This is a genomic window from Dactylosporangium sp. NPDC049525 (assembly GCF_040676755.1).
Taxonomy (GTDB): Bacteria; Actinomycetota; Actinomycetes; order Mycobacteriales; family Micromonosporaceae; genus Dactylosporangium.
On sequence record NZ_JBFAPO010000004.1, the window covers coordinates 178112 to 203139 of the forward strand.

Annotated in this window: 14 protein-coding genes; 5 read left to right on the top strand and 9 right to left on the bottom strand. The window is 72.4% G+C overall.

All coding sequences use genetic code 11. The features are described from left to right. Nucleotides 1–8: 8 nt before the first annotated feature. Entirely contained in the window at nucleotides 9–1049 is a 1041-nt protein-coding gene (locus AB0K00_RS09645) for a cellulase family glycosylhydrolase (RefSeq protein WP_363518044.1), read from the bottom strand. A gap of 205 nt (nucleotides 1050–1254) precedes the next feature. Between AB0K00_RS09645 and AB0K00_RS09650 the strand changes: the two genes are divergently transcribed. The 3 genes from AB0K00_RS09650 (at nucleotide 1255) to AB0K00_RS09660 (ending at nucleotide 4815) form a co-directional block, all read left to right on the top strand. Beyond that, a complete protein-coding gene (locus AB0K00_RS09650; protein ID WP_363518046.1) occupies nucleotides 1255–3027 on the top strand; it encodes an aminotransferase class V-fold PLP-dependent enzyme in 1773 nt (590 codons plus the stop codon). Between the two features lie 262 nt (nucleotides 3028–3289). After that, the gene (locus AB0K00_RS09655; protein ID WP_363518048.1) at nucleotides 3290–4153 is read left to right on the top strand and encodes a hypothetical protein; all 864 of its coding nucleotides are present in this window, start codon (nucleotides 3290–3292) and stop codon (nucleotides 4151–4153) included. Nucleotides 4154–4188: 35 nt separating this feature from the next. Next, nucleotides 4189–4815 (top strand): hypothetical protein, encoded by a 627-nt coding sequence (locus tag AB0K00_RS09660; RefSeq protein ID WP_363518050.1) that lies wholly within the window; start codon nucleotides 4189–4191, stop codon nucleotides 4813–4815. Nucleotides 4816–4835: 20 nt separating this feature from the next. On the opposite strand, the gene AB0K00_RS09665 is transcribed toward AB0K00_RS09660, so the two are convergent. The 4 genes from AB0K00_RS09665 to AB0K00_RS09680 form a co-directional block, all read right to left on the bottom strand. Next, entirely contained in the window at nucleotides 4836–5444 is a 609-nt protein-coding gene (locus AB0K00_RS09665) for a hypothetical protein (protein WP_363518052.1), read from the bottom strand. Next, entirely contained in the window at nucleotides 5435–8413 is a 2979-nt protein-coding gene (locus AB0K00_RS09670) for a CHAT domain-containing protein (RefSeq protein WP_363518054.1), read from the bottom strand. Before AB0K00_RS09670 ends, AB0K00_RS09665 begins: the two co-directional genes overlap by 10 nt. Before the next feature lie 73 nt (nucleotides 8414–8486). Continuing rightward, nucleotides 8487–11126: a tetratricopeptide repeat protein gene (locus AB0K00_RS09675; protein WP_363518056.1), complete on the bottom strand. Its 2640-nt coding sequence runs from the start codon at nucleotides 11124–11126 to the stop codon at nucleotides 8487–8489. Continuing rightward, nucleotides 11077–11391 (bottom strand): hypothetical protein, encoded by a 315-nt coding sequence (locus tag AB0K00_RS09680; protein ID WP_363518058.1) that lies wholly within the window; start codon nucleotides 11389–11391, stop codon nucleotides 11077–11079. The genes AB0K00_RS09675 and AB0K00_RS09680 overlap by 50 nt, the downstream gene beginning before the upstream one ends. Nucleotides 11392–11514: 123 nt before the next feature. On the opposite strand from AB0K00_RS09680, the gene AB0K00_RS09685 reads away from it, so the two are divergent. Next, a complete protein-coding gene (locus AB0K00_RS09685) occupies nucleotides 11515–15255 on the top strand; it encodes a CHAT domain-containing protein (protein WP_363518060.1) in 3741 nt (1246 codons plus the stop codon). 3 nt (nucleotides 15256–15258) lie between these two features. On the opposite strand, the gene AB0K00_RS09690 is transcribed toward AB0K00_RS09685, so the two are convergent. Next, complete coding sequence (locus AB0K00_RS09690) at nucleotides 15259–16089, bottom strand: ATP cone domain-containing protein (protein WP_363518062.1); 831 nt, start codon at nucleotides 16087–16089, stop codon at nucleotides 15259–15261. 553 nt (nucleotides 16090–16642) lie between these two features. Here AB0K00_RS09690 and metG point away from each other — a divergent pair. Next, on the top strand, nucleotides 16643–18451 hold the full coding sequence (metG, locus tag AB0K00_RS09695) for a methionine--tRNA ligase (RefSeq protein WP_363518064.1): 1809 nt from the start codon (nucleotides 16643–16645) through the stop codon (nucleotides 18449–18451). Between the two features lie 20 nt (nucleotides 18452–18471). On the opposite strand, the gene AB0K00_RS09700 is transcribed toward metG, so the two are convergent. The 3 genes from AB0K00_RS09700 to AB0K00_RS09710 all read right to left on the bottom strand — a co-directional run bounded on the left by AB0K00_RS09700 (nucleotide 18472) and on the right by AB0K00_RS09710 (nucleotide 24932). Next, nucleotides 18472–22179 carry a CHAT domain-containing protein gene (locus AB0K00_RS09700; protein ID WP_363518066.1) on the bottom strand — a complete coding sequence of 1236 codons (3708 nt, stop codon included), beginning with the start codon at nucleotides 22177–22179 and terminating at the stop codon, nucleotides 18472–18474. A 29-nt stretch (nucleotides 22180–22208) separates the two neighbouring features. After that, a complete protein-coding gene (locus tag AB0K00_RS09705) occupies nucleotides 22209–22937 on the bottom strand; it encodes a hypothetical protein (RefSeq protein WP_363518068.1) in 729 nt (242 codons plus the stop codon). 336 nt (nucleotides 22938–23273) lie between these two features. After that, nucleotides 23274–24932, bottom strand: a complete 1659-nt coding sequence (locus tag AB0K00_RS09710; protein ID WP_363518070.1) for a hypothetical protein — start codon at nucleotides 24930–24932, stop codon at nucleotides 23274–23276. Nucleotides 24933–25028: the final 96 nt, after the last annotated feature.

Genomic DNA, 25028 nt, shown 5'->3' on the forward strand with positions numbered 1-25028 from the left:
CGCCTGCACTACGGCCGGTAGACGGTCGCCTCGTGGGAGGTCTGCCGGATGCCGTTGGGACCGTCGAAGACCCGCTTGCCCCACCAGGTGAGCGACTTGGCGTTGAACTGGTCGACCATGTCGAGGTTGCTGACGTCTCCGCTGTTGCCGCTCCAGGACCAGGCGAGATAGCCGACGCGGTCCGCCTGCGCCTCGGACATGATCGCGTCCTCGTCGATGTCGCCGTCGTGATGCGTGTACGCGAACTCGGTCACCGCGATGGGAAGCTTCGCCTGGAGATACCGGCCGAAGTAGTCGTGGACGTTGGTGGCGCGGAAGAAGGCGCCGTACATGTGAATGGAGAAGACGGTGTTGCGATCCGGATCGCCGGCGAAGACGCCGGCGGCGTGGTCCCGCATGGTGAAGGACAGGTCCTGACCCCAGTCGGGCGCGTCGACCATGAGGGTGTGATGGATGCCCGCCCGGCGCAGCCGCCGGATCGAGTCGACCGTGTCACCGGGCCAGCTGCGGAAGTTGTCGAGGACGTAGGGTTCGTTCGCGACGTTGATGATGGCGTACTTCTCCTGGCCGATCAGCGCCTGACGAACGCTGATCCAGTAGTCCACCGCCCGCGCCTGCGGAATGGCTTCCTTGCGGTAACCCCACCCCGTGGTGTCGTGGACCACCAGGACGCAGACGACGTGGTTGCGCCGGCACAGCCCGATCAGGTGCGCGACATCGGCGGCGTCGTCCCGTTTCGCGGTGACCCCGGTGGACACCTCGACACGGACGGTGTTGGCACCCATGGCCTTGACGTCACTGAGCATCTGGGCCGTCTGCTGCGGGTACACGGCATAACTGTGGCCCACACCGCGCATGACGAACTCGTTGCCGTTGGCGTCGTAGAGACGCCCGTCGGCCACGTGGAACCCGGTTCGCTGCAGTGCCCTTGCCTCAGCTGAATGATCCGGTCGCCCCACGAGATCTGAACGGTGCAATCGCCCCACGAGGATGACCGAGACGACGACGGCGATGAGCACCGTACCCGCGATCATGGTGCGCATGCTCATGACCCACCTCGGACCTCACCCTGCTCACTCAGAGGGCCCGACGAGCGGGCGCAGGACACACTTCCCCGGCTCCGCCGCGCCAACCCCTCCCGCAGCGATCTCGTTGCGCCGTTGAGGACATGTGTCGGATCGACGACTCCACCGTGCCGTTTCGGCTGGCGGGACGTGCCATGCGGTACACGTCACATCCTGTCGGGAGCGCACCATGGACGAGCGCAGCAGCGAGCCGCAGCCGACCGCCGATGAAACTCCGCTGCTGCGCCGGATCCGCGACGCCGTCATCGGCGACGGCGCCGCGATACCAGGACCGTTCGGGCCGCGACCGCTGGTCTACGCCGACCACACCGCCTCCGGCAGGGCGTTGTCGTTCATCGAGGACTTCCTCCGCGACCAGGTCGTTCCCTGGTACGCCAACACCCACACCGAAGCGTCGGCGACCGGGCGGCGGACCACCCAGCTCCGGGAGGAGGCGCGCCAACTGGTGCTGGAGGGGGTCGGCGGCGATGACGCGCACGCCGTGATCTTCTGCGGCTCCGGGGCGACCAGCGCGATCGACAAGCTGTTGCGCATCCTGACCCGGTCGCCCGGCTGGTCCACGCAGCCACCGGCGCGGCCGGTCGTGTTCGTCGGCCCGTACGAGCACCATTCCAACGAGCTGCTCTGGCGGGAGAGCACCGCCGACGTCGTGCGGATCGGGGCCGACGCGTCCGGCCGCATCGATCCCGCGCAGCTGGAGACGGAACTGTGCCGGCACGCGGACCGGCCGCTGCGGATCGGCTCGTTCTCGGCCGGCTCCAACGTCAGCGGCGTGCTCGCCGACGTCGATGCGATCTGCGACCTGCTGCACCGGCACGGGGCGATCGCCTGCTGGGACTACGCGGCCGCCGGTCCGCACGTCGGTCTCGCCATGAACGGCACCGGCCGGTACCCCCTGGGACAACGCGACGCCATGTTCCTCTCGCCCCACAAGTTCGCCGGTGGTCCCGGCACCCCGGGCGTCCTGGTCGTGCGGCGCGACCTGGTCCGCAACCCCGTGCCCACCGTGCCGGGCGGCGGCACGATCGCCTACGTGGACTCCGGCGACCGGTTCTACCTGGACGACCCGGTGCACCGTGAGGAGGGCGGCACGCCCGCGATCGTCGAATCCATCCGGGCCGGCCTGGTGTTCCAGCTGCACCGCGCGGTCGGCGTCGAGGTGATCGGCCGCCGCGAGACCGGCTTCGTCCGTCGGGCGCTGACGTCGTGGGGCCGGAACCGGTCCATCGAGCTGCTCGGCGACCCGGACGGCGAACGGCTGCCGATCGTCTCGTTCGTGGTGCACGGGCCGAACGGGCGCCGGCTGCACCACAATCTGGTGGTCGCGCTGCTCAGCGACCTGTTCGGCATCCAGAGCCGGGGCGGGTGCTCGTGCGCCGGCCCGTACGGCCACGACCTGCTGCGTATCGGCCCGGACCGGGCCCGCCGGCTGGCCGCGCAGGCGGTGGACGGATGGTCCGGGATCAAGCCGGGCTGGACGCGGGTCAGCTTCAGCTACTACCTGTCGGAGGCGGCGTTCGAGTACATCGTCGCCGCGGTCCACCTGGTTGCCACCTACGGCGCCCGGCTCCAGCCGTGCTACCGGTTCGACCCGCGCAGCGGCCTGTGGTCGCACCGGGACCGGCCCGCCCAGGCGCCCGGCCTGACCGGCGTCTCGTATGACGGGACGGGCGCGCTCTGCCATCCCGGTACAGGGCTCGGCGCCGCGCCGGCGGTCCCGCTGGACCGGTACCTCGACGACGCGCGGGCGATCTTCGCCGCAACGGACCCGATCCACGGTGGCGACGCCTCGCCGGCGGTGTCCGCGGGGGCTGACGTGCCGGCCGAATTCGAGCGGCTGCGCTGGTTCGACCTGCCTCCCGACTGCGTCGACCAGCCGCGGTCACGCCAGTCATCGACCGGACCTGTCCGCACTCCTCCCGTGGTCCTCCCATCCGGTTGATCTTTCCAGGCGGTCAGGCGGGTGAGCACGACGCTCGCACGGGCGGGAGCCACCGAGCCGTCAGCCTTCGCCGACTCGCAGCCAGACGTGTCGCATCCAAAGGTGCTGACGTCCCGGGGAACCGGGTGACAAGGGCTTCGCGACGGCTAATGTCGACCGCGCCGACCACCCACCGCGGCGCCGACGTGCGCAAACGGTAAGGCGGCCGAGCGGTCGCGGCGGATTCGGCCGATATGGCGGACAGGAGCACTGCATGGCGCGTATGTCCGGAGCCGATGCCGACGAACTCGAACGGCTCGGGCACCGCATGCAGGAGGCAGCCGACCGGCTCGAGATGATCCGCAACGAGGTCGCCTCCGCGGTCGCCCGCGCGCACTGGGACGGCGACGACGGCCAGCACTTCCGCGACCTGTGGCAGCACCGCCTTTCGGGCCTGCTGCGCAACGCGACGGATGCCACCCGCGGGGCCGGTGCCGTCGCCGTGCGCAACGCCCAGCAGCAGCGCTACGCCAGCGGCGACGACGGCTCGGGCAGTCGGGCCGGGCTCGTGCCGTACCCCGGCGGCATTTGCAAACCGGTCGACAAGAACGGCTGGGGCTGGAAGGAATTCAAGGATCTCTTCGGCATGGTGGCCGGCGGGGTGTCGACCGCCGTCGAGAAGCTCGACTGGAAGAAGGTCAAGACCTTCGGCAAGGTCGCGAAGACCGCCGGCTTGGTCGGCGACGTCGTCGGCGGGGCCATCGATCTGGGGTCCTACGTGCACGCCGTCTTCACCGGTGACGAACGGGGCCGGAAGATCGCCGCCGCGGACGTCGCCGCCGACGTGCTGTTCCCGATCCTGGAAACGGGCGCGATCGCCGGCGGGGTGATCGTGGGTGGGTTGATCGGCGGACCGGTGGGCGCCGTCGCGGGCGGGGCCGGCGGCTACGTCGCCGTGACCGGCCTCGAGGCGTACTGGAACTTCAAGGTCTCCGACGACTTCAAGGAAGACGTCGGCGGCGCCGTGGAACGCCAGGCCGTCCGTCAGATCCTGGGGCCGTTCGCACCCGCGGTGGACCTCGGCGGGGCGGTTGCGGGCATCGCCTCCGGCGGCTTCAACAACGCCAAGAAACTCTTCGGTCGCTAGGCCGGCTCGTGACAGCAGAAGGGGCGTTCCCGGCCATGGCCGAAAGCACGTTGATCACGTTTGCCGAGCTCGAGTTCCTGCTGCGCGCGGCCGCCGGGACGAACCAGGCCTCCATCGACGCCGTCCGCACGCGGCTGGACCTGCAACCGGAGGCGGCGAGCGACATCGTCACCGCGGCCGGCGTGGCGTCGCTGCTCACCCGCGGCCTGTGCACGGAACGCGGCGGCGATGTCATCCCCGGCGACCAGGTCCTCGGGATCGTCGCGGCATTGGCGACGTGGCACACGATGTCGGAGGCCGCCGGCTGGATCGAGGGCCAGCCGGCCGTGGTACACCTGTTCAGCGGCCCCACCGCCCGGCTCGTGGTTTCCCCGGGGAAGCTGGGGATCTACAGCGTCGAGGTCGTCGACCCGGCCGAGTCACTCGCCGCCCCGCTGACCCGTTTCCTCGACCTGTGCACGGCAGGCCAAGGCGAAGCCGCAGCGGTGTTCCGGTCGAGCAAGGACAACGAGCCGGAGGTCGGCCTCGCCGCCGCCCGCAACGCCGACGGTGACTGGCTGCTGTCGGACACCGTCGACAGCCCCGACGAGGGCCGCCCATCAAGCCGGGACGCCGTCACGGCGCGACTCGTGGCCCTCTACGGCGACAACGTCGTCGTGTGACGGGTCAGCTCGGCCGCCGCCTACGCGTTCGGGAACACCACGACGCGGAACTGGTCGTCCACCAGGACGCCGTATTCGACGCGCTGGGGGACGTCTGTCGAGCCGTGGGGCGGGTACGCCATTCTCACGAAACAGTAGATGCCTGGATGCGCGGCGAGGAACGTCTCGATGTCGCGCCAGAGGTTTCCCGTCGCCGTCCCGCGCTGGTTGACCCGGGGATCCTGAGGAAAGTAGTTGGGGCCTCCCTCGCGGCCACCGTGCGCGTGTGCCATGCCGTGGGCCCGGTCGAATCCGGGCCGCGCCGGGAAGCCCCGGTGGTAGGCGTCGTCGCGGCTCTTCGGTGGCGTCGACCGGGACAGGCCGTGGATCAGGACGGTCCGCTCGTGGGCGGCGTCGAACATGACGTCGAACGCGCCGTCGGAGAACTCCAGGAGCTCCGACGGCGGTTCGGTCTCGGCCGTGTACAGCTCGTCGGCAACGTCGACGACGGCCCGGCGCAGCACTGCGAGCCGCGGTGCCCCGCCGGTCCAGCCCAGTTCGGTCAGGCGGCGAAGGTACGGTGCGTCCCCGGCGGTCACGGCGGGGACGCCGCCGCTGAGCGCGGCGTCGATGCGTTTGATCAGCGACATGATCGCTCCTGCGTCAGGGAGCCGTAGTGGACGAACGCCGCCCACTCGGACGGGTTGGACGGGTATCGCCGGCGGTGCTGCCGGACCGCGATGCTGAGCGCCTGGTGTGGCGGTGCGACCGCGAGCGCGGTGTAGAAGTCGGTGGCGACGTCCAGGGCGGCCCGGTCGGACACCCGCCACAACGTGCCGATGACGTGGTCGAAGCCGGCCAGCTGGAAGGCTGACGCGATGTGGATCGCCTCGTCCGCCAGGCCCGGGCTGCCCGCTGCCGTCTGGCATGCGGACAGGTACGCCAGGTCCCCTCCGGTGCTGCGGCCGGCGCTGATCTCGCGCACGCTGAGCACGTCGTCGGCGAACTGCAGATGACTGTCGGACGGGTGCCGCGGATCGGTCACCGCGTGGCAGGCCAGGTGCAGGCGTCCGGCGGCCGGCAGTTCGGCGAGGACCGCGGCCTTGGTCGCGGCCGGGCCCGTCAGCGAGACCACCGGCGGCGTCGCGTGTGCTGCGGCCATGGCGGTCTCAGCGATCATGGCCGGCAACGGCATCGCCTCGGTGTCGGCGCCGACCACGAGCGTGGAGCCGGGGCGGCGTGCACCGGGCATGCCGTGAGCCGACCCGTCCGCGGCATGGGCCGACAGCGGCCGGATGGCGGGCAGGTAGGAGCTCACCAGCTGGTCCAGTGCTGACGGTTGAGCGGCGTCGTCGTACCGGCCCGCGGCGTGCACCGGGAGCAGGCTCAGCGGCCCGGTCGGGATCCACCGCACGTGCGCGTCCGGCCCGTGCAGGCGCAGGGCCGCCACGATGGGGCCCACGGCCGCGTCCCAGAGCCAGGACAGCGTCTGCGACAGCACCTCGTTGGTCTGCCAGGTGTTGGCCGACACCGCCTGCGCAAAGGCCTGCAGCCGGGAGGTGCACTCGTCCTGGGTCAGGTCCGGCAGATGCACGACGTCGAGGTCACCGTTGGCGGCGATCAGGGCGTCACAACGGGTCGGCGCCACATTGACGGTGACCACCGTCGCGTCGTGGATGTCGCGCAGCAGCTGGTCCGCGTCGGGAGGGAGCAGGAAGCGGGTGAAGCCGGGCCGGCACCGGATCCGGTCGACCACGCCGGCGCGTTGCATCTCGAGGCGTTGCCGTTCGAGCAGTGGGATGCCGGCCGGTGCGGATTCGATGGCGTCGAGCACGTCGTGCAGCTCCCGCGCCAGGTCCGGCTCGCGGGCCGCCAGCTGCCGATGGCGGGACCGGCGGTCCAGCGCACGGCCGAGCAGGATTGCCCGCCCCTGCTCCGACATCGTGATGGCCCGTCCGGCGTCGCCGTGTGCGACGGCGCACGCCGTGGCCGAGCGCCCGAGGCCGCCGTACAGCGCCAAGGTGCGTTCCTGGTCGTCGCGGCGCAACCCTTGCCAGGCGGCGAGGTCGAGCAGGGCCAGCGCGGTCGAGTAGGTGTCGAGCGCGTCCGCCGTGTGCCCGCCGTGTTCGTGCAGCTGGGCGAGGTGCCGGCCGGCCGCCAACCGGATTCCCGCCGGCGCGGTCGGGGTGTGCAGCGCCTGGCCGAACGCGTCGATCCCGTCCTGGTACGCCGCCCGGCTCCATGCGTGCCGGCAGCTCGCCGCGTACGCCAGGCCGAGGTTCAGGTGCAGCTCTGCCCACGTGGGCGTGCCGGCGGCGGTGATCGCCATCGCCTCGGACATGGTGGCGACCGCACGGTCGTACATCGCCTGGTCCCACCGCAGCTCGATGATGCTGACCAGGACGCCGCCGAGGTTGCTGCGGTGCATGACGGCGTCGCGGTGATCCAGGCCGGTGGCGGCGACAGCGGCGCCGAGCCGCCCGGCCGCCTCCGCCAGCGGGGCCGGATCGCGTTCGGCGATGCCGAGGCGGTGCAGGACGTGGGCCATGTCGCCCTGCCATTTCTGCCACTCGACGTGCTGTTCGCCCACGGTGCTCAGCACCCGGTCGAGCAGGGCCCTCGCCTCGTGCAGGTCCGCGGTGTCGTGGTGGGCCTCGAACCTGTTCCGCAGGGCCATGGCGAGATCGGCCTGGCGGCTGACCCGCTGGGCGTGGGACTCCGGCGTCCGCTGCAGGGCGTCCCGGCGGGCGGTGATCGAGGCGTCCAACGCCTGGGTGTCACCGGTGATGGCGTAGCTGGCACGGAGGGCCTCGGCCAGCTGCATCAGGAACAGGGGCGCGTCCGGGTCGTCGGGCCTGAGCCGGTCCACGGAGGTCTGCAGCGTCTCGATGGCCTCGACGGCGGCCGCCGGGTCGGCGTCGAACGACGCCGACGCGGCGAGTGCGTCACCGAGGCCCGCCAGGCATCCCCGCGCGAAAGCGTGCTCGACCGGCACCGTGCGGACCGCTTCCTGGGACGCGGCCACCGCTTCCCGGAGGTGCCGCGGGTCAGCGGTGATGCGGAAGCGCAGCATCAGTGCGGCGCTGACGTTGGACAGCATCGCGGCCCTGGCGGCCGGGTCGCGCTCGGCGGCGGCTGCCTGGCGGCGCACGGTGACGGCTTCCTCGGCCGGTGCGTCGCGTCCGGTGTGCTCAGCGAGCCCGAGCAGCGCCAGTCCATGGTTGGCCAGGTAGGACGCGCGGCGGGGGTGGTCGTCAGCGACCAGTGCCACCGCCTCGCGGAGATGGACGACGGCCTCGGTGAGGGCGTCGATGTCGTCGTGGTGTTCGAAGGTGCGGTACAACGCGAGGCCGAGGTTCGTCCGCGACCTCGAACTGTCCGGGCGCGCGTCGACCGCCGCCCGGTACAGGTCGACGGACTCGCGCAACGCCTCGGTGTCGCCGGTCAGTTCGTACCGCACGAGGAGCGCCACGCCGAGGTTCGCCGCGTGCGCGACCGGGTCCGCCGGTCGGCCGGCTCGCAGCATGGCGACGGCGCGGCCGGCGAGCGACGGATCGCCGGTGGTGACGGCCTGCCGGAGGAGGTCCGCCGCGGTCGGCGGCGGTTGGTCCCCGCTCATCCGCGGCCTCGGATCACCCGTGCCGCGCGGCGGCGACACGCGGCGGCGGCCGATGCCGGAGCGGGTTGTCGGGTCACCGCGCCGGCTCGAGTCTGTCCAGGTCGGCCGCCACGCGGGCGGTCGCCGGATGGTGCTGGCCGAGCATGCGCCGGCTGGTGGCGAGGACCCACTGCAGCGTGGTGCGGGCGCTCTCGACGTCGCCCAGGTCGTGCTGGATGAGTGCGAGCCTGCGGTGGGAGGCCAGGGTCGCCGGGTGCTGCGGGCCGATGGTCCGGGTGCGCCGGTCGAGGACGTCGCGGGTCAACCGCATGGCTTCGGGGAGGTCTGCGCGGGCGTGCCGCACGTCGGCGAGGGCCTGCAGCGCGCTCAACGTCCGCGGGTGCTCGGCGCCGAGCACCCGCGCGCCGGTCGTCGCCAGCGCCCGGAGCTGGTCCTCGGCGGCCTCCAGGTCACCGCGGTCGTTGGACACCATGGCCAGGTGGAACAGCGTGACGAGGGTGGCCGGATGATCGTCACCCAGCTGCCGGCGGCGGGCCTCGAGGACCTGGTTCAGGAGCCGTTCGGCGTCGTCGAGCCGGCCGAGGCCGCGGGCCAGGTCGGCCACGTTGTTGAAGCTGGTCAGGGTGTCGGGATGGGTGTCGCCCAGCACCTGCCGGCGTGATGCGAGCACCTCCTGGAACAGGTGCTCGGCGTCGCCGAGCTGCCCGTGGTCGCGCAGGACCCGGGCCAGGTAGTGGGCGGTGGTCATGGTGTCCGGGTGGTGCGGGCCGAGCGTGCGGCGTTGCGCCTCCAGCACCTTGTGGAACTCCCGCTTCGCCTGGTTGTACTCCCCGGCGTCGTACAGGACCCGGCTGAGTTCGTGGCGCAGGGCCAGGACGGTGGGATGATCCCGGCCGACGACGGCGCCACCCTGGGCGACCAGCGCACGGGCCTGGCCTTCGGCGCGATGCAGCAACCCCGAGGCGCGCAGGTATCGCACCGCCAGCAGCGCCGGCTCCAGCACGTCGGGCGCAGGGCCGGGCGGTTCGATCCGGCGGTCGTGGATCAGGTCGAGCGGGGCGCCGCAGTGCTCGGCAACCGCCGACCAGGTGGTCCACGACGACGGGTGCTTCGGGTCGAGGTCCCGCACCGCGGCGTGCAGGAGCTCGACGAGCAGCTCGAGGTAGGTGTCGGGATTGCCGTCGACGTCGTGATGGACCCGCGACGCGTCACGGACCAGCGGATGCAGGACAAGGGCGTCGGCCGCGGTGTCGTCGGCCGGATCGCGGTGCCGGTCGAGCAGGCCGATGTCGAGCAGATCGCAGACGGTCCGCCACAGCTGGCGGGCGGTGATGCCGGTGAACGGCGCGACCCTTGCCATGATGTCCGCGCGGAGCAGTCCGAGCGGCACGTCCGCCGGGCGGAAGCAGGACAGCAGGCGCAGCAGCGGGCGGGCGTACCGCGCACCGCGTGCGGCCAGCAGGTCCAGCGACAGCTCCCAGGTCAGGCCCACCACCTCACGATTGCGGCGGTCGGCCGGCCCGGCGCCGGCAAGGTTGTCGTCGAGCAGCCGCCGGCGGTTGCCCTCGTCCAGGGCGGCACGGTAGTCCTCGAACGTCCGGACCTCCTTGACCGCCGTGAAGCCGGCCGGCATCGCCGCCGTCTCACCGAGGTAGCGGCCGACGATGCCGAGCGCGAGCGGCAGCCCGCCGAGCCGCTGCGACAACCGCCGCGCCGACGCTGCCGAACCGGCATCCGGACCGGCCAGCTCCTGCAGCACCAGGGCGCCGTCGTCCGGGTCGAGCACCTGCACGGGATGCAGGGTGAACCATGGTGGATCACCCGCGCTCCAGGTCTGCGCACCACCGTCGCGGGTCGTGACGATCACCGCGCCGTACGGCGCCGTCACCGCGCGGACCCATCCGTTGCCGTCGGAGACCTGCGCCCCGGGGATGCTCAGGGTCCGGCGGGGGTCGTCGGCGTCGTCGATGACGAGCAGCCAGGGAAGGGTCCGGTTGGCGAGCAACCGCCAGACCTGGTCCGGGAGGCTGCCGACGCGCAACTGATCCGGCGTTGCGCCCAGGTCGACGGCGATGGCGTGCATGCTCGTCAGGAACACGCCGGGATCGCCGGCCGACGCCCACCAGACCTGCACACCGAGGCGCTCGGCCAGGCGGGCCACGGCGAGGGCGACGGTGCTTTTGCCGCATCCGCCGAGGCCGTGCAGGACGTGCACGTGGACCGGCACGTCGGGTGGGTGCGGCTGCTGGAGCGTGCGCGCCAGGACGGTGAGCAGCGCGTCACGGCCGCGGATGTCGGGCTGGCGGGCGAGACGGTCTGTGGGTGCCCGCGTCGACACGGCGACCGTGTCCGGGCCGGGAGGCGCTGCGTTCGCGGGATCGTCGGGGTACGCCGGTGCCGGGACCGCCGGTGGTGCGCCGGCGGTGCCTCGCCGGGCCCGGCGCAACGCCAGGAGCCATTGCCCGATTGCGTGCCGGTCCGTGACGCCGCAGGTCAGCAGGACCTTCTTGAACTGCTCGACCGCCCCGCGGCCGGGCAGGTGCGTGCCGGCGAAGTAGCCGCCGAGGGTGCTGGCCGGCACGCCGCTGCGGGCGGCCACGTCGCGGACGGTCAGCCCGGCGCTGTCGCGCAGGAGGCCGAGCTCCCGGGTGAAGTCGCCCCGGTCAACGACTCTCAGCGGCTCCGGCTCCATCGCTGGCGTCGCACTCGGCACCGGGCACCTCCTCGGCCGACGTCGGCTCGCTCCGTTGTACCGCAGTGCCTTCGCCGCGGCCACCATGGGCGCGTCGGCGGCGCGTCGCGGCGGTGAACCCCCACACCACCGCCAGCGCGCAGACGACCTGCGACTGGCTGCTGGGCAGCATGACGCTCTGCAGGACTGCCAGCGAGGTCTGCAGGTCCAGCGCGTCGACGTCGGTCAGCACAGACCGGATGCGGGCGCGCCAACCACCGGGGTTCGCAGCGGATGGGCTGATCATGGACTACCTCCGTTGTCGTGTGCCGTCCACGATCCGGTCGGCGGTCGGCCGCGGTTGACGTTCCCGCCGAAGGTCGGGCAAGGTCGTACAGTCCGCAGCCGGCTCGTACAGGGTGGTCATCACATGCACGACGTGCGGCGATGGCTGGAGCTGGCCGGTGCCGGTGACGGTGCCGGTGACCCGGACGTCGTCCTCGACCCGGCCGCGTTGGTGGCCGTCCGGGCGCTCGCCGCGACCGCCCCGAGCGACGATCTTGATACGGCGCTCGTGATCGCGGTGGCCTACTGGTTGCGATACCTGCAGCTGCCCGAGGGCGAGGACGAGGCCGACCTGGCCGAGGCCGTCCACTGGTTCGGCCGCGTGTTTCCGCACGCCCCGGATCAGGTACCGCGGAGCCTGCACGCCGGGCTCGCGGTCGAGCTGCCGCCGGCGGGCGACGACCCGGACAGCTGGAGTGCGGAGGCCGCGCGGTACCTGACGGGCGGGGCAGTGCGGACGCCGGAAGTCCTCGATCGGGTGATCCGGCTGCTGGAGGCCGCCGCCGGTGCCGGCGCCGACCCACAACGCGCCATCTACCTGATCAACCTGTGCAGCGCGCAGCAGTCCCGGTTCGCGATGACCGGCGCCGTCGAAGCACTCGACGCGGCGGTGCGGGCGGGGACCGTCGCGGTCAGCATCGCGGACGTCGCGGTTCGAGCGGCGGCGGCGGGCAATCTCGGCAACGCGTTCCGGGCCAGGTACGAGGCACGCGGCAGCGACGACGATCTGACCGCCGCCGTCGAGTACGGCCGGAAGGCGATCACGCTCGGCGCGCCGGACGATCCCCGCATGGCGGCCTACCGGTCGAGCCTGGGCACGGCGCTGCAGACCCGCTACGACCGGCACGGGGACGCGGCCGACCTCGACGCCTCGATCGTGCTCGGCGCCGACGCGGTCGAGCTGACCCCACGCGACGACCCGGCCCGGTGCGGGCGACTGTCCAATCTGGGAAACGCGCTGCGGCTGCGGTACCTGCGAACGGGCTCCGTCGATGACCTCGAACGGTCGATACGGGTCGGCACCGAGGCGGTCAGCTCGGACCCGGCCGCAGCGGACCTGGCCATCTACCGGTCCAACCTCGCGTCCGCGCTGCGCGATCGGTTCGACGCGACCGGCGACCAGCGGGATCTCGACGCCGCGATCGAGCACGTGCGCGCGGCGGCCGAGGCGGTCGGACCAGGGCATCCGCGCCGACCCGGATATCTGTCGAACCTCGCCTCGATGCTCCGCAACAGGGCGGAGACCACCGGGTCGCAGCCGGATCTGGATGCGGCGGTCGACGCCGCGGACGCCGCCGCAGCTGCGGTGGGCGACCTCGATCCCGACCGTCCGGTCATCCTGTCGGCGCTGGCGCTGGCACTCGACGCGCGGTTCGGGGCGCGCGGGGCGATCCAGGACCTGCACCGTGCGGTCGACGTGATGGAACGTGCGGTCGCCGGATCGCCGCCCGGCAGCACCGACCGGCCGCGATGCCTGTCGGGGCTGAGCAACCTGCTGCGCCGGCGGTTCGAGCGCACCGGCGCCGCCGACGACCTCGACCGGGCTGTCACGCACGCGGGTGAGGCCGTGCGCGAGACCCCGCCACAGCACGTCTATCGCGCCGCCTATCTGGCACATCTGGCCAACGCACTGCACGGCCGGTTCGAGTACGCGGGCGCGACCGGTGACCTCGATCAGGCCATCACGTTCGCCCGGGAGGCCACGCGTGCCGGGCGCGGCCTGCCGGAGGCGGATCCGGACCGCGGTCGCTACCTGACGAATCTGTGCGGGTTCCTGAACGACCGGTACACCCGCCATGGCCAGGTCACCGACGTCGAGGAGGCCGTCGTCGCAGGGCGGGCGGCGGTCGCCGCCGTCCCGGCCGCGCACCCTGAGCGCGGCACGACCTTGTCGAACCTCAGCAACGCCATGATCTCCTGGTTCGGGGAGACCGGTGACGTCGACGACCTGGGTCGCGCCGTCGAGCTGGCGATCGGCGCGCTGGTGGCGGTCGACACCGCGCATCCCGAACGGGCGAGGTTCGCCTCCAACCTGGCGGCGGTCCTGCTGATGCGCTCGGAGCACGACCCGCAGCCGGGGTCGCTGGCACTGGCGTCGGCCGCGGCGCAGGAGGCGGTGGCCGCCACCGACGCGGCGAGCCTGTACCGGGCCGGCCGGATCGGCAACCTCGCGGAGATCCTCTCGCTGCAGTACACCCAGGACGGGCAGCCGGCGACCCTCGATCGGGCACTGGCCGCGTTCGCCGAAGGCGCGGCGGCGCAGTCGGCGCCGATCGTGCGGCGCGCGCGTCTTGCCCGGTCACTGGCACGCCTTGCCGGCCGCGCCGGACGGTGGGAGACCGCCGACCGCGCCTGGGCCGACGTCGGGCTGCTGCTGCCGGCGCTGGTCGACCACACGCTCGTGCGGGCGGACCGGCAGCGGCATCTCGAGCTGCTCAACGGGTTCGGGCCGGAGGCCGCCGCCGTCCGCACGCACCTCGGGGACCTTGAAGGCGCCTGGGCGGCGCTCGAGGCCGGCCGGGGAGTCCTGCTCAGCCAGGCGCTGCAGACCCGCGCCGACGTCGACGAGCTCGAGGCCCGCCACCCGGACCTGTTCGAGCAGTTCGAGCAGCTGCGACTCGTGCTCAACGACCCTGCCGGTGACGGGCACGGTGTGTTGACGCCGGCGGCCGCCGACCGTCAAGCCGCGGCGCGCCGCGCCGCGGCGCAGGCCTGGACGGCGCTGCTGGAGCGGATCCGGCAGCTGCCGGGTCTGACCCGGTTCGGCCTGCCGCCGACCACCGCGCAGATGCGCGACGCGGCCGGGGACGGTGTCATCGTCGCGATCAACATCACCGAGATCGGGTCGGCCGCCCTGACGCTGACCCGCGACCGCATCGACGTGGTCCACCTTGACGTGACCGCGGCCGAAGCCCTCGCCAACATCAACGGGTTCCTGGCCGCCGCGGCGGATCCTGACGGTTTCGCGGCCAACGACCGCCGCGGCGCCGTGCTTGCCTGGCTCTGGGATGCGATCTGCGAGCCGGTGCTGCGCCGGCTGGGGCATCTCGGCCCGCCACCATCCGGCGATGCCTGGCCGCGGGTCTGGTGGATGCCGACCGGCCCGCTGGCGCTGCTGCCGATCCACGCGGCGGGCCGGCAGCCCGCGGACGCCGGCGACGCGGCGGCCGTTCCGGAACGGGTGGTGTCGTCCTACACGCCGACGGTCCGGACGCTGCTGCATCAGCGCCGGCGCCGGTCACCGGGCGACGGCGGCGTCAGCGCGGTGGTGGTCGGGGTGCAGACGGCGGCGGGGCTGCCGCCGCTGCCCCGTGCCGGTGCGGAGGCCAGGGAGGTGGCCCGGCGCTTCGGGGTGGCGCCGCTGCTTGACGCCGCGGCGACCTCGTCGGCGGTGCGCGCCGGCCTGGTCGGCGCGACCCACGCCCATTTCGCCTGCCACGCCGTCACCGGAGCGGACGATCCCAGCGACGGGCGGCTGGAGCTGCACGCGGAGTCGCTCATGATCAGGGATCTTGCCGCGCTGACCGTCCCGCGCGGCCACCTGGCCTACCTGTCCGCGTGCGGGACGGCGTTCGGTGGCATGGTGTTGCTGGACGAGTCGGTGCACATCGCCTCCGGGCTGCAGCTTGCCGGCTTCGCCCACGTCATCGGCACGTTGTGGCGGGTCGCCGACGCGGACGCCGCCGAGATCACGGCGATGTTCTACGAGGAGCTGGCGGCGGGCGCCGGCCCGGCCCAGGCCATGCACCACGTCACCCGTGGCATGCGCCGCCGGTACCGCCGCAACCCCGGCATGTGGGCGGCCTATGCCCACTTCGGGCCCTGAGCCCTACGCCTGCGTGTTCCGCGCCGGACCGGCCGCGCCGATCCGGCCGGACTCCCGCGGCGGCGCCTCCAGCGCCAGCAGGTCGAACCAGAAGTCGTCCACCGACCGGTAGCGTTTGACGATCGACGCATAGCGCAGATAGCTCGCCTGGTCGAGCACCCGGAGCGACTTCAGCGCCTCGGCGGCGATCTGCTGCGACGTCACCAGGGCCTGCCCGGCAAGCTCCCGGGTCACCGCCGAGGTCACGTTGAGCGCCAGGCTGCGGCCCTGCCGGGCAGCTCCCGCACCGGCGGCGAGCTCGATGCTGCGGGACAGCTTCTCGGGCTGGAACGGCTCGACCTTGCCGTTGGTCTTGGCGACCGCGGATGGTGTGCCGGCCGCCACGGAGATCCGCGGTGGCCCGTACTGCCGCTCGAGCCACGCGCGCACCTCGGCCGCGCTCCACTGCCCGCCGGGCGTCGCCTTGCTCTCGAACACCATCGCGAACCGGATGTAGGTCACGTCGGTGATGGCGGCGTTGCACCGGAGCTGCTTGAGCACCAGGCCGCCGATGTCCTTGCTGCTCACGGGCAGATCGGGGGCGTCGGGATTGAGCAGCTGCACGACGCCGTCCACGAACGCGTTGACGTCGGCGACGGACAGCTGCGACCCGACCGCCGCGTTGAGGATGCCGTTGCGGATCTTCGCCCTGGAGAACGGCTCGGTCCGGCCGTCGCGCTTGCGGACCTGAAGGTATTCGGCCGTGATCCGCTCCGCGGTGGAGAACCGCTCGCCGCACTTCTCGCAGACCCGCTTCCGGACGAGCTCACCCTTGCATCGACGTGTGTCTTTCACGCGGGTCGCATCGCTTCCACAAAACGGACATCGCATGAGAGGAACGCTACATCTAGTCGATGTGACGGCGGAACCCTCAAGACAGTGCCATATCTAGTGAGATCGGTGGTGCTGGGCACTGCGCGCTGCAAATCACCCACATCTTGGAGGGTGTTTGCAGGGAACCACGGCAGCATGACCCTCAGCGCAGGTATCTGCGGCGGCGGTCCGGGATTTGCCCCTGTGGCGGGCGGTTCCCGGCCCGCTGCCGATCGGGGCGGGGGCCTGCGGCATCTCGATTCCCGTGCATCGGCAGATTGGACTGCGATGGCGACAGCACCGGCCCGATTCGCGCGGTGCGGCGCCTGCGGCACCGTCGATCACGAGCGCCTGGCTGCGGCGGCATGACCGCAGGCGAGCCGAGGTTGTGCAACGCTCCGGACGCAGGGGGCCAGCTCAGCAGGTCCGGAGCGGTTGCGCCGGTGTCGGGGGGCACCGGCGGCATCGGGCAGGCCATCGTCAAGGGCCTGTCCGGTGCCGGCGCCCCGGTCGCGTTCGTGCCCGCGGAGCACCGATGATCCGCAGCTCCGACCGGCGGACCGGCGGACCCGGCCGCGTGTTCACCGGCGTTGCCTGGCCGGGTGCGAGCGGTCCCCGGCATCTCGGCCACGTCGCGGGCTTCGGGGTGCCGTCGGACATCTTCAGCAGGTATCAGCGCATGGCCGGCAACCAGGTGCTGATGATCAGCGGGACCAGCGAGCACGGCACCGCCGTCCTTCTCGAGGCCGACCGGGACGGCGTCGCACCGCGGCAGGTTGCCGACCGCTACAGCCGGGTGATCGCCGAGGACCTCCAGGCGATGGGGCTGTCCTTCGACCTGTTCACCCGGACCACCACACGCAACCACTACGCCGTGACGCAGCAGGTCTTCCGGTCGCTGCTGAACAACGGCTACGTCAGCCGGCGCACCGTGCCCGGCGCGATCTCACCGTCGACCGGACGACCCCTGCCGGACCGCTGCATCGAGGGGACCTGTCCGGTCTGCGCCGCCCCGGCTGCCCGCGCCGACCAGTGCGGGCACTGCGGCAACCTGCTCGATCCGGCCGACCTCATCGACCCGCGGAGCAGCATCACCGGTGAGGCGCTGACATTCGCCGGCACCGAACACTTCTTCCTCGACCTGCCGGCCTTCGCCGAGGTCCTCGGCGGCTGGCTGCAGTCCCGTGACGGATGGCGCTCCAACGTCCTGAAATGCACGCTCGACCTGCTCGACGACCTCAGACCGAGGGCCATCAGCCGTGACCTCGACTGGGGCGTGCCGATCCCGCTCGACGGGTGGGTGGGGCGGCCGGACAAGCGCCTGTGCACGTGGTTCGACACGGTGATCGGCTATCTCTCCGGCTCGGTCGAATGGGCCCGGCGCACCGGTGACCCGGACCTGTGGCGGGCATGGTGGCACGACCCGGCCACCCGTGGCTGCTACTTCATGGGCAAGGACGACATCGCGGTCCACAGCGTCATGTGGCCGTCGATCCTGCTCGGCCAGAACGGCACCGGTGACCGGGGTGGCCGAAGCGGCACGTACGGACTGCTGCAACTGCCGCAGGAGGTGGTGTCCAGCGAGGTGCTCACCATGCAGGGACACAAGGGCTCGGCGCCGCGCGACGCCGCCGTGTACGTCACCGACGTCCTGTCGCGGTACTCCGCCGACGCGTTGCGCTACTACCTCGCGGCGTGCGGTCCGGAGACGTCGGACACCGACTTCACGTGGTCCGAGTTCGTCCGCCGCACCAACGACGAGCTCGTCGCCGGATGGGGGAACCTGGTCCACCGGGTCGTTTCGCTGGCGCACCGCAACTTCGGCGCGGTGCCGGAGGCGGAGTCCTTCACCCCGGCCGACGTCGAGCTGCTCACGACCGTCAACGACGCGTTCGACACCGTTGGAGAGCTGCTCGACCGGCACCGGCACCGGGCCGCGCTCAACGGAGCGATGCAGACCGTCGCCGCCGTCGACGCGTACGTCACGCAAGAGGCTCCGTGGACCCTGCGCGACACCGATCGGGCGCGGATGGGGACCCAGCTGCACGTGATGCTGCAGGCGGTGCAGGACTGCAATGCGCTCCTGACGCCGTTCGTGCCGGCCGCGGCGAACCGCGTCCATGCGCTGCTCGGAGGAGCGGGAACCTGGGTCGGCATGCCGCAGCTGCGCGACGTCGAGGACGGGACGCGGTACACGGTGCTGATGGGTGACTACCAGGGGGCGGCGCGTTGGGGCACCAGTCGCATCCGGCCGGGAACGCCGCTCGAGGCGCCGGTCCCGGTGTTCACGAAACTCGATCCTGCCCTGGTCGAGGGTGAGGTGTCCCGGCTGCGTGCCGGCTGACGCGCGGTCCGGGCCGGTGGTCACGGACCGAGATGGACGAACGCCCCCCACAGCATCGGGTTCGCCGGATAGCGTTGGTACTGGGCGCGAACGGCGGCGTTGACGGCCGCTGCGGGCTCAAGACCGGCGGCGAGCCGGTGATAGGTCGCCACGGCCAGGTCGTAGGCGGCGTCGTCGTCGACCCGCCACAAGGTCCCCACCACGTGCCGGAAACCGATCAGCTGGAACATCGACGAGATGTGCATCGCCTCGTCGACGAGCAGGCCGCCGGTCAGCGCGGTGGTACACGCCGAGAGGTACGCCAGGCGACGATCGCCGCTGGGCAGGATCCCGATGTCACGGACCCGCAGCGGCCCGTCATCGAGGATCAGGGCGCTTGCCGCCGGGTCCGACAGGTCCGTGACCGCATGGCAGGCGAAGTGCGCCCAATCGGCGTCGCGCAGCCGGTCCAGGACCTCGCCGCACGCGGCGCCGGCGCCGGTCTGGATCGCGGTGGCATGCAGACGGCCGGCGGCGGCCCGGCACTCGTCGGCAGCGCGGCGCAGGGTGGGTCGGGCGCCCGCGTCGGGCACCGCGACGACGAGCGGACGCGAGGCCAGGTCCGGTGCTGTCCCGGCGGTCGCGGCCGTCCCGGTGGAACCGCGGGCGCGGATGAGTGCCCGCAGCGTCGAGGTGTACGACGAGACGCTCACGTCGAGCAGCGACAGCTCGCCGCGCCCGGCGGCGTGCAGCGGCAGCACCCCGAGCGCACCGGTCGGCAGCCACCAGAGCCGGCCCGCCTCGGCGGCTGTCAGCGAGGCGAGCACCGGCGCGACGACGTCGTCCCAGAGCCAGCCCAGGATCCGCAGGATCGTCGGGTTGCTGTCCCAGTCGTTGGCGGCTGTCGCAGCCAGGAACAGCTGCGCGTTCGCCGTGACGTCCTCGTGCCGGAGCGTGGGCAGCGGCACGACCTCCACACCGGCCGTCCGGATGATCAACCCGTCGCAGCGGTACCGCGAGACGTTGACGACGACGACCGGCCCGCCGGCCGCCGCCGCCAGCAGGTCCTCAGGTTCCGGATCGCGGAGCAGGCCCAGCGCCCGGACGCGGGCCATCACGTCGTCGAAGCGGGCGGCCGCCGCCCGCCGCCGGGTCGCCGAGGCGGCGACCACGCCCGGTGACGCGTCCAGCTCGCTGGTCGGCGTGGTGTCGGCGTTGATGACGTCGCGGATCTCCTCGAACTCGTCGGCCAGCCGCGGGTCGGCGAGGCGCAATGCGCCGATGTCCCGGCGCTGGTCCGCGGCCTGTCCGAGCAGGATGCCTCTGGCCTGCTCCAGCACCGCCACCGCGCGGAGCCGGTCGCCGGCGTGCAGGGCCACGGCGGCGGCGTCACTGCCGAGACCGGCGAGGCGGGCCAGCTGCGCGTGGCGGCTGTCCCAGCCGAGGCTGCGTCCGGCGAGCATCGGCAGCAGGTCCAGGGCCTCGGCGTACGCGGTGCCCGCAGGAACCCAGTCCTCAGGTGTCGCGGCGGGGGACATGGCCGCAACCAGTTCGGCTCGGTAGGCGGCCGCGGCGGCGCGGATCACCGGCATCGTGGTGGGGGAGCGGGAGCACCGCTGGAACGCCTCGGCGGCCGCCGCGACGTCGCCGGCCGGGGCCGTTGACGATGTGCCGGCGACGCTGACGAAGCGGGCGCGCAGGGCCATGGCGAGGTTGAACTGGAAGCCGCCGTTGTCCGGCGCGCCGCTGTCTGCGGACACGGCCGCCTCGGCGGCGGCCACGGCATCGGCGAGGTCGGCGTCGCCGCCGTCCAGCGCGTGCCGGCGCAGCAGCGGGGCGACGAGGTTCGACAGGTAACCGGGCCGGTCCGGGTGATCCGCGGCGCTGGCGACGACGGCCTGACGGTCGGCGTCGATGGCGCGATCGAGATCTGCCCGGACGTCGAACGCCTCGAACCGCCGGAACGTCATCAGGCCCAGATTCGCCGCGTACATCGACCGGTGCGGGTGATCTGCGGGGGTGGCGTCGATCGCCGCGGCGGCCGTGTCGACGGCCTCGTCGATGTCCGTCCGCTGCCGGAGGCTCTCGAAGCGGCGCAGCACCGAGGTGGCGAGCATCGCCAACCGCCGCGGGCGCAGAGCATCGTCGCCCGGCGTTGCGGCAACGGCCGCCCGCGCGTCCAGCACGGCTTCGTCGAGGTCTGCCAGATCGCCGGTGCGTTCGTAGCGGACGCGCAGCGCATTCGCGACGTTGACCAGCATCCGGGGGCGCAGCCGGCGGCCGGCCGGTGTTGCGGCGAGTGCCAGCCGGCCGAGCTCCACGGCCTCGTCGAGCTCGCCGGCATCGCCGGTCCGAGTGGCGCTGCGCAACAGCACGAGCCCGAGTGCCGAGCGCCGGCGGGGGAGGCCCGGGTCGTCCGGTGCGGTCGCCTGGACCGACGCGCGTCCCGTTCGGAGTGCTTCGGTGAGATCGGCGACGTCGCCGGTCCGGTCGTAGCGGGCCCGGTGGGCGGCGCAGAGGTTTGCCAGGAAGCGGCCGCGCTCCGGCGAGCGGTCCGTGGTGGCGTTGACAGCGCGCTGACCGGCGGTGACGGCGGCGTCGATGTCGTCCGGATCGCCGAGCCGCTCGTAGCGGTCCAGCAGCGTGGTGGCCAGTCCCGACAGCAGGGTCGCCAGCTGCTCGGGCCCGGGTCCGGCGGCGATGGCGTCCCGGCGGAGCGTCACCGCGGCGTCGAGGTCGTCGGTCGACCCGGTCCGCTGCCAGCGCGACAGGTAGGCGGACGCCAGGTTGGCCGCCGCCGCGACCCTGGTGGCGCCGCCCGGCGGGGCGGTCCGCACGGCGAGCTCCCCGACGGTGATCATCGAGCTGAGGTCCGCCGGATCGGCGGTGGCGTCGTACCGTGCGTGCAGCACGGCGGCAAGGTTCGTGGCGATCGCCGACGTCCCGGTGTGGTGCGCCGGCATCGCATCCAGCGCCGCGGTGAGCACCAGCGCCGCACGACGCAGGTCCTCGGCCGTGCCGGAGTGCTGGTACCGGAGGAAGAGCGCGGCACCGAGCGTCGAGTGCACCGAGGGGCCGTCGGGGTGGGTGAGCGGCAGGTCCGCCGCGGCGCCGGCCAGTGCGACGCACCGGTCCAGATCCTCCGGGTCGCCGTTCCTGATGAAGCGCAGGCGCAGCAGTGCGCTGCCGGTGAGCCGCAGCCGCCGTTGCTCCGCCGGGTCCCCGGTGCCGTCCAGCTCCGCCGTGACCAGGTCGATCGCCTCGGCCAGGTCGCCGGGAGCGCTGCTGTGCTCGGCCGCGGTGCGCAGCACCGAGACGATCGCGGCGCGCAGTGCGGCGCGCTGCGGATGATCGGCGACAGCGGGTGCCGCGGCCCGCGTGAGCGCCACCGCTCGGTCGAGGTCCGCGCGGCTGCCGGTCCTGGTGAAGCGCACCCGCAACGACACCGCAAAGTTGATCATCAGCGCCGGGCGGTCCGGGTCGTCGGGCGCGGCGGCATCGATGGCCGCCTCATGCACCTGCAGGCAGCTGTCCAGCAGCTGCGGGTCGCCCTCCACCCGAAATCTGGAGCGGAGCATCAACGCCAGGTTCGACAGGTAGCCGGCGCGCGCCGGGTCGTCGGGAGGGCACTGCGCGACGACCCGGCGGGCGAGGGACTCGGCGTGGATGAGGTCGGCAGGATCGCCGGTCTCCTCAAATCTCGCCAGCAGCTGCCGCGCGTACTCCGCGCGGGCGGCTCGGGGTAGCACGACGGTACGGTAGCACCGTCGTGGCCGCACTACCGTGCGACACTGAACTGGGCCGGGTCGGTGAACCGCCGAGGCAGCCGGATCAGCTTCTGGACCGGAAACCCTTCGGCCAGACCGGCGAAGACCACACTGCTCTGGCCTCTGGTCTCCGCGGTCAGGGCAGAGCGCGCCGCCGGGCTGTAGATCCGGACGTGTTTGAGCCAGGCGGCCTCCTCACCGTGCCGGTCGAAGCCGCGCCCCGCGGCGGCGTGACCGAACACGTCATGCACCGCGCGGAACATGTCGTTGTCGTCGTCGCTCAGCCATGGATGAGGATTGCCGCACGCCGCGGTGGAGAAGATGTCGAGCCGCCCGCGGCGCAGGTCCGCGATCATCTCGACTGCGTCCTCGTAGGGGTCTTCCGAGGTGATCCGCACGTCGAGGCCGACCCCGCCACGGCCGGCCGGCCTGGTCAGCAGGTCGAACTGCCGCTGGGTGTCCAGCCGGAAGGCCCGGTACGACGGCAGCGCGGCCCGGCTGAACATCGGGCTGCGGAGGTACGCGCGGGCGATGAGCTGTTCCCGGACCGGGCACGAGACCACCGCGCGGTAGTCCACCGCGGGCGCGGGGACCGTTGACGTCGTGGACGGGAACCGGCGCAGCACGGCGTTGATGTCGGCCGCGACGTCGGGGTCGAGCAGGACCCGGGGACTGCCGTCCGTGTGGCGGCAGATGCCCCGGCAGGGAGTGGGGTACTTTCGGCGGTGCCTGCGCAACATCGCATTCGGGCTCCCGCAGGGTTATCGGGCGCGGGAGGCGCGCGTTGCGAGGCCGCCGCCGGCAGGCGACGGTGCTGGAGCCGAGAGCTGGCGGAGCAGGCGGGTGTACCGCCGTTCGCGGTGCGTTCGCTGGAACGAGTCCCGCCGGCGGTCGCCGCGGGTCCTGACGATTCTGGACATGGTCTGCCGCAATCCTTCCGGAGCTCGCTGGTAGCGGCCCGGAGGTGTGTTGCGGTGGCCGCCAAGGGCGACACTGCGCCGTTGCGGCGGCGGGATACACGTTGTACGACGGGCCGGGACAACCCCGGCACCGCTCGTACAAACTCGTTCAGGACATCACCAGAACTCGCGGTTCATGACGCCGGGGCGCAGCTCGCAGCGCGGGTCGGCGGCCTGAGGGCCGGCGGGCTTCGCGACGCGGTCGCAGGGCAGTTGCATCGGGCACGAGTAGACGACGTCGTTCAGCGCCAGCTCGTCCTCCGGTGAGCGGAGGTGGTCGGCCGGGCCGCCGAGCACCCGTACGAGCTCGCGGAACTCGTCGGTGCGGTTCGTGCCGGTTCTCGCGGCCTCCAGCAGGCGGTCAAGCTCGGGCCGGTGCTCCGGCCGATGCTGCGTGGTGGCCTCCATGAACGGCAGGTACGGGCAGAACGCCGCGACCCACGTGTGACCTGGCTGCGGCGTCTTCCTCGCAACCAGGTCCGCGACCGTGCCCGCGGTGACGGTCGTCCCGGCGTGCTCGGCGGCCGTGAATGTCGGCCCCAGGTACGCGCCGGCCGCGCGCCCGGCCAACTGCAGCAGCCACAGTTTGGCGGCGTCCGGGGTGGTGCTGCGGCTGAGCAGGATGAGGGCGCAGGCAACCAGGGACAGCAGCCACTGCTCCCGCCATTCGCGGAGCATGCCGGTCTCGTGCGCGAACCGTTCGCCGGTGTCCCTGATGGCCCGTACGAGCTTCTGCAGCCATCCGGGCAGGAGCGTGCCGCGGCCGCTGTCCGGATCGATGATGAACTCGATCAGGGCACTTCGATGATCAGTGTGGATGTCGAGCAGCGTCCGGACCACGATGTACAGCATCAATCCGGCGGGGTCGCGGGCGAGCGGGCCCTCCGACTGGTACTTGGCCAGGTCGACCAGGCGGAAGGCGGTGGGCGCCTTCAGGTTGTTCACCGGCACCAGGATGTTGCCCGTGTGCAGGTCACCGTGGCACCTGCCGAGGACCGCGGAGATCATCCGTTGACCGCCGGGCTGGTCGGGTGCCAGCACCACGAACGGGTTGGGCAGTGCCTCGCGCTGGCCGGGCAGGCGCATCGTCGCACCGTTGAGCCGCGCGGACAGCGTGTGCAGCGGCTTGCCGGGCTGCAGGCGTCCCCGCAGGAGCCGGTCGAGGTACTTTGCGGCGTCCATCCGCTCCACCCGGCCTCTGGTCGCCCAGTCCCACAGGACGACGCTCGTGACCTGGGCGCAGATGTCGGCGAACGTTTCGGGATCGCAGACCACGGGTGCGTCCAGGCCGCGCCCGGTTGCGTTGACGGAGCCGTCGGCGCGCACCGCCGCCAGGGCTTTGGTCAGCATGTCCAGTTCGTCAATACCGCCGCGCAGCTCGATGTCCTGCGGGTCGAGTCCCGCGATCCGCTGGAACACGATCCAACGGCCGTCGCCGACCCGTACCAGATCATGGCCTTCCGGCGCCAGCTCGGTGAGATGCCGCCGGGCGAACTGCGGTGGTGCTTCGCGCAGGGCCGTCCGCTGCCGCTGGAACTCCGACTTGTCGAGGGGTCCGTCCGGAAAGTTGTCGAGCTTCAGCAGCAGCTTGCATGAGCCGCCGGCGTGGGTGTCGGTCTCGAACACGAAGCACACGAGCGCGCCGGAATGCCCGTTGGTCAGCACCCGGTCCATCTGATACGTCAGACCTCGTTGCCGGCCCCATTCGCGAAGTGCGGGCGCCGCACCTCCAAGGGCAGTGGTCAATGCCTCGTCCAAGGTGCCGTCGCGCTCCATGGCCCACCTCCGGAGAACCACGGTATCGAGTCCGAAACAGTTCCGAACCGGCATACGTGCCGATCCGCTCATGTGATTCACGGTTGCTGGCGGCCG

What these genes read in the sequence shown, in the direction of transcription:
- AB0K00_RS09665 (WP_363518052.1), bottom strand. Translation starts at nt 5,444, where the DNA reads ATGTCGCTGATCAAACGCATCGACGCCGCGCTCAGCGGCGGCGTCCCC.
- AB0K00_RS09685 (WP_363518060.1), top strand. Translation starts at nt 11,515, where the DNA reads ATGCACGACGTGCGGCGATGGCTGGAGCTGGCCGGTGCCGGTGACGGT.
- AB0K00_RS09655 (WP_363518048.1), top strand. Translation starts at nt 3,290, where the DNA reads ATGTCCGGAGCCGATGCCGACGAACTCGAACGGCTCGGGCACCGCATG.
- metG (WP_363518064.1), top strand. Translation starts at nt 16,643, where the DNA reads ATGATCCGCAGCTCCGACCGGCGGACCGGCGGACCCGGCCGCGTGTTC.
- AB0K00_RS09670 (WP_363518054.1), bottom strand. Translation starts at nt 8,413, where the DNA reads ATGAGCGGGGACCAACCGCCGCCGACCGCGGCGGACCTCCTCCGGCAG.
- AB0K00_RS09705 (WP_363518068.1), bottom strand. Translation starts at nt 22,937, where the DNA reads ATGTTGCGCAGGCACCGCCGAAAGTACCCCACTCCCTGCCGGGGCATC.
- AB0K00_RS09660 (WP_363518050.1), top strand. Translation starts at nt 4,189, where the DNA reads ATGGCCGAAAGCACGTTGATCACGTTTGCCGAGCTCGAGTTCCTGCTG.
- AB0K00_RS09650 (WP_363518046.1), top strand. Translation starts at nt 1,255, where the DNA reads ATGGACGAGCGCAGCAGCGAGCCGCAGCCGACCGCCGATGAAACTCCG.
- AB0K00_RS09645 (WP_363518044.1), bottom strand. Translation starts at nt 1,049, where the DNA reads ATGAGCATGCGCACCATGATCGCGGGTACGGTGCTCATCGCCGTCGTC.
- AB0K00_RS09710 (WP_363518070.1), bottom strand. Translation starts at nt 24,932, where the DNA reads ATGGAGCGCGACGGCACCTTGGACGAGGCATTGACCACTGCCCTTGGA.
- AB0K00_RS09680 (WP_363518058.1), bottom strand. Translation starts at nt 11,391, where the DNA reads ATGATCAGCCCATCCGCTGCGAACCCCGGTGGTTGGCGCGCCCGCATC.